A 10,306-nucleotide genomic window follows, 5' to 3' on the forward strand; every position below is an offset into this window, starting at 1 on the left:
ACATTCGCCGACCCGGCACCACTGAAACCACCACGAACGAACCCACCGGCAACGCACCGTCAGCGATAGCCGACGAGAGTTCCCGGACGCTCACTTAGTGCCTTGGGGATGCCTCATGGCCGACCGAGTGGGCTACTCGGCTTCCGCCTCCAAGTGGACGTTGCGAACGAAATGCTGAACGAGGAATAGTCGAAGTCAACTCACATTCGGTGGAGAACCATCAGCGGCACGGTAGCCGCAGCCATGGCAGTACCAGCCCGGCCGCGCGGCCACCTGCGCGGCGAGCAGTAGTTCGTCCGGGGCACAGCGGCACGTTTCCACATGCCAACTGTCAATTGCGTCGACAAGCACCCGAGCAGTCTCGGGCGGCAGGTGGCGCGCGGTTTCCTGCATGGAACTGCCGGTTGTAACGGTCGGGTGTGATTGCCCGACGAACGGGACAGCGGGGCGGTCGTCGTCGGCCGAACGCCGTGGTATGGCCTGTTATGGGTGTAGCGATGGTGCGCAGATCAGGAGCTGGTGGTTTGTGGGGATCGATCGGGAGTTCCTGGACCGCGGGGATGTGCGCCGCGCGGTCGGTGAGGAGCTTCGGTGGCATGGCCGGTTGTTGCCGCGCCGGGATGATTTCGAACTGCTTTCGACGCAGGTTGAGGCGGTCACCGACTGGTTGATCCCGCAGTTGCGTGCGGGAGCTTTCGGTCGCCGGGCCAGTGTCGTGTTCGCCGACAAGGAATGGCGCGGGACACGACCGCTACACACCCTGACCTTGGAAGACAGTGTGCTGTACCGGGTTTTGGTCCACCGTCTCAGTCGTCGGCTGCCTGAGCGGCTGCGTGAACGAGTCTCGATCGAGGAGTTCCGGCGTGCGCCGCTGGATGTCTCGGGCGCCAGGTATATCTGCGTGACCGATGTGAACGCCTACTACGAGTTCGTCGATCATGATCTTCTCGCGACTGAGCTGGTGAGCCAGACCGGCGATGAGATGGCGGTGACAGCGTTACGTGGTCTGCTGGCCACGGTGCTCGGCCGGCAGGTCGGGATACCTCAAGTCCATTCGGCCAGCGATATCCTCGGTGACGTCTACATCGATCCTGCCCGCCGCCGGTTGCTGCGGCGCGGCCACGCGACCTTCACCTACTCCGACGATTTCAGGATCGCGGTGCCCACGTTGCAGACTGCCCGCGACGCGCTGGAGGCCTGCGAGTTCGAAGTGCGTGCTCTGGGGTTGGTGCTCAACGAAACCAAGACCCTGACCTACGGGAGGGACAGCTACGACGCCTCGCTCACTGCCTTCACCGAAGCACGACAGCGTCTGCTCGACCCCGAGGGCGAGGGTGAGTCCGACATCGATCTCGGGTTGCTCGAGCGCGGCTACGAGACCGAGGAAGCCGACACCGAGGAAGCGGAAGCCGATTCCGACACCAGTTCGGAGGAGGCGACTTCTGGGGACGAGGGACAGCGTCGCCTCGAGGCCGGGCGCCGAGCCTTCAAGTTGTGGACCGACAACGTCGAAGATAGCGATCTCGACGCTCAGGATGGTGCTGTCCTGCGGTCGCTTCTCGGTCGCGCCCTGCCAGTGCTGGGCGCTGCGGGAGACACAGCACCGGCGGAATGGATCGAGACGATCATCCGCAAAGAGCCCGCGCTCACCCCGCAGGCAGCGCAGTATCTGACCAGCCTCGGCCAGACCGGCCCCGATCACCAACGCGTAGTGCGCGCCACCCTGGGGCCCATCGTGTCCAAGGACATTCTCGGCACATGGCAATCTCTGTGGTTCGCCCACGTCGCGGCACACAGCGGCGTGGACGAAACGAGCCAACCCTATGAGCAGTGGCTGCACCACAGCGTGACCACCGGCGCGCCCGCTGTCGCTGCGACCGCCGCGGCGGCGCTGGGCCGGATCGGGCGCGGCGACACCGAGGTGGTCACCGCCGCGATCGCGCGGGTCGGGCCCGAATGGCGGCGACTGGCGTTCGTCGGACTCATCGGTCTCGACCAGGCGAAAGCCCACGCCACATCCGACGACGCGCTGGATCGGCTCCTACTCACCGCCGCCGCAGACGAGCAGTGACCGTGTCTACCCTGTCCGTGCCCTCGGTCGAGGCCGAAGCCTCCGCTGCGCTGCTGTTCCGGACCCTGGCCTCACATCAGATCGCCGCAGCGGCGCTCTCTGCGGAGCCGGCCGGGCGGCTCCGGCTGGAAACGACGGCCGATCGTGTCCAAGAGCAGCGCCAGGCTACGCTGCTGCGCCTTCTGTCGATCACCGAAGCATTCGCTGCCGACCTGCTGGCACGCGAGGTCGAGCAGACGTTCGAAACCCTGTCCAGCGAAGTCCTCACCGCAGCAGTAGACGACAGCCTGATCAGCGCCACCAACACCTGGAGTGAGCAGCGAAAGGCATACAAGAATTGGTTGAACATCGGTAAACCCGTAGTGGACTGGGGCCCGATCGAGCGCCTGGCCGACGCGCGTAACGCGATTGCGCACGGCCTGGGTGAACTGACCCGCCGGCAGAAACAATCCGGAACCTCGATCCCCGACAAACTGCTCAACGCCGGAATCGTGGTTGAGGGCGGCCGCGTCGTGCTGACCGATGAGAACCTTCTCCACGCGGCACAGACCTGCCGAAACTTCATCGAATCACTCGACCACGCAGTGCAAACCCGGTAGTCAGCCGACGCCTGGCGCGAAGGAAGTCCACTTCTCGACCCATGTGAGAATCCGGAATACCTCGCCCCCGCCGAAGCAGAAGGCGTGGGCGAGGGCGCGGACTCCGCTGTCGACGGCGGAGCGGCGGGTGCGCAGTGAGTGACGGGATCGGCTTTCCAGCGCTTCACTGCCTCGCCGATTCGAATGGCCCGGACACGCACGTCCAAGATGGCGAACGCCGAAGCATCGATGCTGGAACGGTGGAAGCTACCTGCACACCGGTGGGGCGTTCGTAGACGACCGTCGAGTCTGTCGCGATCAGCCAACGCCCACCAGCGATCGGCGTAGCAGATGTTTCCACGTAGATTTCGGCTACTGCGCGCAGGTAACCCGCGGGGGCTGTAATGCGCGCGGGTTCGCCGGCAGTTCCGGTCCAGGAGTGCGCGCGCTGGCCGGACGATTCGAGCCCTACGCAATCTCTGTAATCATCGGAGACAGCCAGGGCGCGCATACCGTACGCGGTCGGTCTCGTAGCGGCGGACGCAACCGCCGGCATGGGGGATAGCACCCGCGTCGCCGACTCGATCACATCGGATCCGGCTGGACGAGGAGTGCCGGATGCCAGCGCGGTAACCTTGGATGAGTCGACTTCCCTTCCAATTCCGTGTGTGAGGTGTTGCACGGTCGGCGTCCAGGTGGGATTCGACGGTGTAGATGCGCTGGCGAGCGCGGCCCGCCTACCAGTGTGTCTGTCGTGGTGAGTGAGCCGCTGCTTCCATGCCGTGCGGTCGCGTCGGTGGCAAGCGAGGCGTCGGAGGCGCTGCTGGTGAAGGCCGTGCGCGTGGGCGACGTCGTCGAGACTGGTTGGTCCCGGTCGTAGGTGGCCGTGGGTGTGGTTGATGAGTCCGGCGGTGGCGAGGACAGCCAGTGCGTTGTATCCCGCGCTGGAGCTGACGGATGCGGCGGCGAAGACATCGGCGGGGGTGGTGAGCCCGTCGCGGGTGATGAGTTCGTGGATGCGCCGGCAGTGCATCCCCAGCACGGTCCAGGCGGGATGGACGGGTTCGACCCGCACGCGACTCAGTTGCACTGAGTCCGGGCGGATAGCTCGGTGGCCGTGGTGCGGGGTGACCAAGGCGTAGCGGTCGGCCGCGAGTCTGCGGCCGGGCCGGGTGCGCAGTATCGGTGCGCCGGGCATGTCGCGTAGTTCCCGCAGGACGCCCCAGACGGTGGATTCGGGTAGGTCACCCGCGGCCAGTGACAGTGACCGGCCACCGAACTCGACGACGGGCACTCCACGTGCGACCTGCCCTCCGACTGCTGACGCCCATGCCAAGGCCTGCAGCACCGCCAGAACCGTCCACCGCCGTGAGGACCGGGGCCACTGCGCATGTGTCCACACTGTCGCGGCCGCCAACCACCGCTGCTGCAGATGCGCCGCTGGCCGGAGCCGTGGTGTACCCCCTGTGTCTTTTTGCTTGTGCGCCACAGGCAGGAATTCGGGGACGGAGTTCTCGGCCCACCGGCAGACGGAGATCCAGTCGCGGCGCATTGCGGCGTCGGCGCCGCGGCCGTAGCGGCGGTAGGCGTCGGCGAATCCGCGCCAGCGGCCACCAGCGACAGGTAGTTTCGCGCGCACGTCGAGGTAGGAGTAGCCGCGCACGACCGCGGCGGCGAGCACGGATTGGCGTGCCGCGGAGCGATCCAACCGCCCCGCGCGCGTGATCCAGCGTCCATCGGACGGCGCAGCGCCCTCGCGCGCGAAGGCCTCGACGGTGGCAGAAAGCGGGCTTCGGCGGCGGTATTCCGCGCGCAACCGCGCGCACTCGCCTTCACCCTCCCACAGCTGCATGTCGTGCGCAGTTGGGTCGGCTGCGCACGATGTGCGCGGTATCGCGCGCGCATCGTGCACGGTGTTCGCGTCGTGCGCGGTCCCGGCGAGCAGGTGCTGCAGTCGGGCCACGAAGCCGGGCGCGGATCGGGTGGTGAGGGTGTCGATGGCGTCGTCGATGGTGCCGTCCAGGCGGCGGTATCCGCCTTGTTTGCAACGCGATCCGGGCGGGGTGATGCAGCCGGTGGCGGGGTTGAGCATCGGTGTGATGTCCAGGCTGGGTAGCCGCGCAGCGAGCAGTCGCGCGAGGGCTTCGGCTTGGGCGAGGTCGAGGGTGACCCCGAGGGGTAGGGGGATGAGGATGTGGCGGCCGCCGCTGGTGGAGCAGTCGGTGATCGCGCGGCCGCCGGCCTCCTGAACCCATCCCAGGCAGCGCTGGACGTCTCGTTCGACCGCAGCGGTGTCATCGCGGGCGCTGTCGAAATCCAACGCCAGCAGACGGGTCCGGCCGTCACGATAGATCGGCACCGCCGCAGGCTGGTCGGGCAGTTTACGGGTCAGAGTTCGGGCGTGGTCGTTGTAGCGGCCCAGGCTCGGGTTCCACAGGCGCATCGAGCGGCGCGCGGCCAGCAGCGGCGCCAATCGCATGAACACCGCACGCGCCGCGGCGGCATCATTCTGATCATGACCGGTTGTGCGCGAATGGTTTTCGGGTACAGCGGGTAGCTCGGCTTCAGTAGAGCGTGCGTGGTCGCCGCTGCGGTCGGCAGCGGTTGATGGCGCGCGCAGGCGTGAGCTACCCTTGGGGGTGCTTGGCATCAGCAACCTTCAGGGTTGTGTTGTTGGTAGTGCCCTCAGCCGTCAACTGGGGGCACTACGCGTCTTTCGGGGTTTGTGAGTCGGCCGGTCAAGCCGACTCCAGCGGCGAGTCTCTGTAGTGGCGTCCTTTCTGGTTCCGGAACTAGCGCGTCTTCAGGCGGGTGGGGTGCCTGCGGGCACCGCTTGGAACGTTGGGCTAGGCCGCAACCCCCTGATCGGCGGTGGCGGGGTCGAAGCCCAGGGATTCAGCGCGGGCGATGATGCGGTCGACGGTGGAGCGCGCCCACGGGGAGGAGGTGATCGCGCTCATCTCGGTGGCGATCCGGTTGGCGTTGAGGCCTTGGGCGGCCAGCTGCAGAATGGCCACGATCTGCGGCGCAGGCTTCTGCACGAGTTTGCGCAGCACCAGCTGCTCGGCGATCTCATCGCACGAGTTGACCGTCAACGTCGTCATGACCCCGCCGCCAGTTCTTGGTGTTGCTTCTCCGGGGGGCTGCGGTGTCGACTGTTCATCGAATCCCGGGGAGATGGCGACAGCGGTTGCCCCGCTCCGGCCTGGCGGTGAGAAACCCGCCGATTCGGATCCCGCGGCCGTCGTCGTGGTCGCCGACGCGGGATATGCCGGTCGCGCTGGCATCGGCGACAGTGCTGGCCGGCCAGAAGCTACGGTGCGATCCGCAGAGCCGACACCGCTGTCATCCCAGGCAGAAGATTCGTGCGCGGGAGTTTCGGTGCGGCGGGCGGCGAGCGTGGCGATCATCTCGGCATTGCGGGCGGTGAGCCAGGCGTGCAGCCACATCAACACCACCACCATGATCGGGGCGACGGAGTATTCCGCGGCGCGGCCGAGATCACCAGCAGCCAGGTGCGGGCCGCTGTTGAGTCCGACCGTCGCGGTCAATAGCACGGCCTCGAACAGGACAATCTTGGCGCGCTGCACGGTGATACCCAGGCGCGCGGCGGTGGCGGCCTGGGCCATGATCTCCAGGATCGGCACCGAGATCATCGCCTCGATACCGAAACTCAGCGCCCACAGCAACCACCAGCTCACCTCCCCGTTCCCACCGTCCGGGCTCAGGTTGCGGCCGACGTTGACCGCTGACCACAGCAACCCGATGGCCATGACCGCGCGCAGCCGCCACGAGGAGCGGGTCGCGCGACGGTGCAGCATCCCCTCCAAAGCATCGGGATTGGTTTCACGGCGCCGCTGAGCGCGAGCTCGACGATGCCAGCGTTGCTCGGTGGCGTCCTCGCGCTCGATCGCGGTCGCGGCGCGGCGGTCGCGATCCGCGTTCGCCAGCTCGGCACGGAACACGCGTTTGCGCTGGCGGCGCCGCTTGGCGCGCATCCACACATGTAGGGCCCGTTCGGCGGCGATCTCCCGTTCACTGTGCACGTCATACAGCGCACGGTGGCCCTGCCACGGCACCTGCTGCTCGGCTTGGGCGACCCGCTGCGCCAGATCCGTCGGCATCACCTGCTGGCCGCGACGCGTCCACCACCGGCCGGACTGGACTATGAATCCGACATGATTCGAGTCGGATTCGTCGGATGCGGGTGTGTCGGAGGCGGATTGGTCGGTGTGAAGGCTTCTGGTCATCACGCACCTTCCAGAGCAGGGATGGTTGCCGCTCCATGCCCGGCCCGATCCTGGGCCGAGTCTGTGGTGGCCAAGGGGTGGGGTTCGCCGGTGAGGTGGGCGAGGGCGGCGGCGACTTCGTTGATGGTGGCGGTGGTGTAGATGCCGGTCGTACCGCTCCCGCTGTGGGAGTGGCGGGCGAACTCGCTCGCCACCGCCGGACCGTAATGGCGTTCGACCCACGTGGTCGTGGTGTGGCGCAGCCAATGGATAGAGATGCCGTGAGAATGAACCCACGGCAGGTGGCGGCCGAGGCGTTCGAACAGGCCGTTGTAGCGGCGGCGGGTGATCGGCTTCCCGTTGCGTGCGCGCAGCAGCTGCTCATTCGGCGCCGCGCCGCGCTGCTCGGCATGCCGGCACAACGCGCGCATCAAGGTGGGGGAGACCGGCTGCCACAACTGGGTGCCGCCCTTCTCCCGCAGCAAGATCAGCGACTGCACCGGGTCCAAGTCTTGCGGCCGTAATGCCAGCGCCCCACCGCGGCGGCATCCGGTTTCGGTGTGCAGCCGCAGCAACAACGTATCCAACTCCGGATCGTTGCCCGTGGTCGCCGCGACATGCACGATCTGCGCGAGCAGATCGCTGTGCAAGGCACGCCGATTCGAACGGGTGCGTTTAGGTTTGGCCAATCGGGCAGCAGGGTTGTCCCGGTATTCGATGACCCGGTTGTCCTCGGCATGCTTGTACAGCCGCCGCAACGCGTCGATCACGTGACGCAGCACCTCCCGGCCCCCGCGGTCGCTGCGGCGGATCACCCGCTGCGCGCGGATCGCCTCACACAACCCCTGCAGATCCGCCGTCGTCGGCTCATCCAAGCACCGCTGCGCCCACCCGGGCTGAGCGAGAATCTTGTTCCAATATGTTCGGTAGTGCGTCCGAGTGCGCCCGTCCGGCATCGCCGCCAGCACTGTCGGGACGTACTCGGCGAAAGTCGGTATTGCTCGGGCTGACCCGGTCCCGGCCGACAAGTCGGCAATAGTGAGCCCGAGACGTTCCATCATCATCTCGATCGTGGCGATGTCGGCCGCGGCGCGCGCGCTCATGCGTGCGCTCCCTCGGCGAAGCGGCGCGCGAGGATCTCATCGAGCACATGCGGCGGGTAGACAACCAGCAGCTCCTGCTGCGGGTCCGCCGCCAGCAGAACCCGGTCATGGATACGGATGCCGGCCCCGCGACGGACCGGCGCCGGTAGCGAGAGGTGCCCGTACTTGGTGACACCGCGGCGGCCGTACCCGGGGCGGTTGATCACGATCAGCCCGCCCGCGAGCCGCCACGACAACTGGTCACCGGGCCGCCAATCCAACGCGGTCAGCACGGCCTTGTCGACCACGCGGCCGTTGGAATCAACCGGGCGGATGCTGTGTACCGCCGTGCGCGCGGGAGGTTGCTCGACATTGCCTAGTGGCAGGCCGGGCACACCGCACATCGCTCGATTGACTGCGGGCTGATCGACTGCGGAGAAGGCAGGGAGGACCGGCAGTAGTGTGTTCTCGGTCACAATTTCACCCCCGCCCAGGGGTAAAACCGCAGGTCACCGGCTCTGCCGGAGGACGAGTGTCCGGGCAGTGCCCTGACACGTTTTCTGTAGCAGAAATGGGTCGTTTTCTGTGTCCGGAGGGGGACTTGAACCCCCACGCCCGATAAAGGGCACTAGCACCTCAAGCTAGCGCGTCTGCCATTCCGCCACCCGGACCGGTGTGCCCAGCAAGATTATCGGATCATCTCCGTGTGGACCAAATCGCGGCTTGACCTGCTGATTCTTGAGCGTTTGCGAGCGAAGGGCGTGTGGGCCGCACCGGTGGAAGGAGTGCGGCCCACGCGACGGATCAGAGAAGTTCTTCGAAAGTGCGTTCGAAGCCGAGGGCTCCTCGGCCGTCGGCTACCTGGCGGTCGAGGAGGGTTTTCAACGGGGCGACGAAGTCGGGGGTGACGTTGGCGTCGCGGCTGGCGCGGTTGATCGCGTCGAGTGCGGCTTTGTGGAAGGCGATGGACTGGATGGGGTCGGTGTAGGTGGCGGTGTCGATGACGGCGCCTTGGTGGGGCAACGATTGGGTCATCGCGTTGAGCCATGCGGCGGCGCGTCGTCCGAATTCGGCGGCGGGGACGCCGACCGACCGCATCATGGCCGCGCCGTGCAGGAAGCCGCCGAACATGGCGTACATGGCCGCCAGCAGGGCGAAGTCGTAGGTCGAAGCGAGGCCCGCGTCGTCGCCTAAGTATTCTGCGGCAGCAAGTAATTCGAGGGACTCGTGGTGTGCGTCGAAGACCGTCTGTGAGCCGCTGTAGAGGATGGATGCGCCCGGCTGTCCGATCATGGGTGGCACCGCCATGATGCCGCCGTCGAGGTAGTCGCAGTCGTATCGGCTCGCCCAGGCGGCGAGTTCGCGGGCCTCGTTGGGGGCGGTGCTGGTGAGGTTGATGAGTTGCCGTCCGGCCAGTCGGTGGGCTACCGGGTCGAGGGTGGCGTGCACCGATGCGTGGTCGAGCAGTACGGCGATGATCGGGCCGTCGGTGTCGATCGCCTCGGCGATGGTGGCGGCGCTCGCGGCTCCGGCGGCGCGGAGGTCGGCGTCCTTGCCGGGGGTGCGGTTCCACACGGTGGTCGGCACCCCCGCCTTCAGGAAGGTCGCGGCGAGCGCCTGCCCCATCGCGCCGAGTCCCAGGATGGTCACCGGGGTCTTCGTGGTCTCCGCCATTGCGGGTTCAGCTCCTTTGGGTCGGGAAGGTCCTGGTCAGCGCGCTGAAATCAAGAGTGCTGGACAGCTGGCGGGGAGGCAAGTACCTACTATTTTGTGGGGTACTTACCGAATGGTTTGTGAACAGATGGAGAGGGTGGACGATGGGCTCGAAGCGGGCGGGGCCGTACTTCTGCGGGATCGATGCGGCGATGGATGTCGTCGGCGGCAAGTGGAAGGCGCTGATTCTCTGGGAGTTGGACAACCACCGGGTTCGGCGCTTCGGCGAGCTCCGCAAGGGGCTGCCCGGCGTCTCGGAGAAGATGCTCATCCAGCAGCTGCGGGAGCTGGAGGAGGACGGCATCGTCGGCAGGACCGTCTATCGGGAAGTGCCGCCGCGGGTGGAGTACCGGTTGACCGACGTCGGGGTCGCGCTCAACGCCGCACTGGAGCCGCTGGGTGCGTGGGGGCGGGAGCGGATCGATCGGATCGGCGCGCGGCGGGTGCATGAGTAGCTCGGAAGTGAATCCTTCAAAAGTGAATGTTTCACTTGGGCAACATGGTTCAGCGGAAGATCAAGCTACTAGTTGGTAACTTGAGTTAATTTTGTGCACACCGAAGGCAATTGACGCCTAACCGGGCGCGTCGTATGTTCCACGTCACAACTTTTGCAAGATGTGGGTGGCTTCGCAG

General features: G+C 66.6%; 8 protein-coding genes and 1 tRNA gene. 3 read left to right on the top strand and 6 right to left on the bottom strand.

What is annotated here, in order from left to right:
* Positions 1 to 526 precede the first annotated feature (526 nt).
* A complete protein-coding gene (locus ACWEO7_RS05020) occupies positions 527 to 2,071 on the top strand; it encodes a hypothetical protein (RefSeq protein WP_452420887.1) in 1,545 nt (514 codons plus the stop codon).
* A 2-nt stretch (positions 2,072 to 2,073) separates the two neighbouring features.
* Positions 2,074 to 2,670: a hypothetical protein gene (locus ACWEO7_RS05025; protein ID WP_452420889.1), complete on the top strand. Its 597-nt coding sequence runs from the start codon at positions 2,074 to 2,076 to the stop codon at positions 2,668 to 2,670.
* 163 nt (positions 2,671 to 2,833) lie between these two features.
* Here ACWEO7_RS05025 and ACWEO7_RS05030 read toward each other — a convergent pair whose 3' ends face one another.
* The 6 genes from ACWEO7_RS05030 to ACWEO7_RS05055 all read right to left on the bottom strand — a co-directional run bounded on the left by ACWEO7_RS05030 (position 2,834) and on the right by ACWEO7_RS05055 (position 9,634).
* On the bottom strand, positions 2,834 to 5,134 hold the full coding sequence (locus tag ACWEO7_RS05030) for a hypothetical protein (RefSeq protein WP_452420891.1): 2,301 nt from the start codon (positions 5,132 to 5,134) through the stop codon (positions 2,834 to 2,836).
* Positions 5,135 to 5,495: 361 nt separating this feature from the next.
* Entirely contained in the window at positions 5,496 to 6,899 is a 1,404-nt protein-coding gene (locus ACWEO7_RS05035) for a hypothetical protein (protein ID WP_452420893.1), read from the bottom strand.
* The gene (locus tag ACWEO7_RS05040; RefSeq protein WP_452420894.1) at positions 6,899 to 7,981 is read right to left on the bottom strand and encodes a tyrosine-type recombinase/integrase; all 1,083 of its coding nucleotides are present in this window, start codon (positions 7,979 to 7,981) and stop codon (positions 6,899 to 6,901) included. The genes ACWEO7_RS05035 and ACWEO7_RS05040 overlap by 1 nt, the downstream gene beginning before the upstream one ends.
* Positions 7,978 to 8,436 (bottom strand): hypothetical protein, encoded by a 459-nt coding sequence (locus ACWEO7_RS05045; protein ID WP_452420895.1) that lies wholly within the window; start codon positions 8,434 to 8,436, stop codon positions 7,978 to 7,980. Before ACWEO7_RS05045 ends, ACWEO7_RS05040 begins: the two co-directional genes overlap by 4 nt.
* Before the next feature lie 110 nt (positions 8,437 to 8,546).
* Positions 8,547 to 8,631 (bottom strand) — tRNA-Leu (locus ACWEO7_RS05050).
* A 133-nt stretch (positions 8,632 to 8,764) separates the two neighbouring features.
* A complete protein-coding gene (locus tag ACWEO7_RS05055) occupies positions 8,765 to 9,634 on the bottom strand; it encodes an NAD(P)-dependent oxidoreductase (protein WP_452420897.1) in 870 nt (289 codons plus the stop codon).
* Between the two features lie 143 nt (positions 9,635 to 9,777).
* Between ACWEO7_RS05055 and ACWEO7_RS05060 the strand changes: the two genes are divergently transcribed.
* Positions 9,778 to 10,128 carry a winged helix-turn-helix transcriptional regulator gene (locus tag ACWEO7_RS05060; RefSeq protein WP_452420898.1) on the top strand — a complete coding sequence of 117 codons (351 nt, stop codon included), beginning with the start codon at positions 9,778 to 9,780 and terminating at the stop codon, positions 10,126 to 10,128.
* The last annotated feature ends 178 nt before the right edge of the window (positions 10,129 to 10,306 follow it).

The organism is Nocardia sp. NPDC004260 (assembly GCF_053603155.1).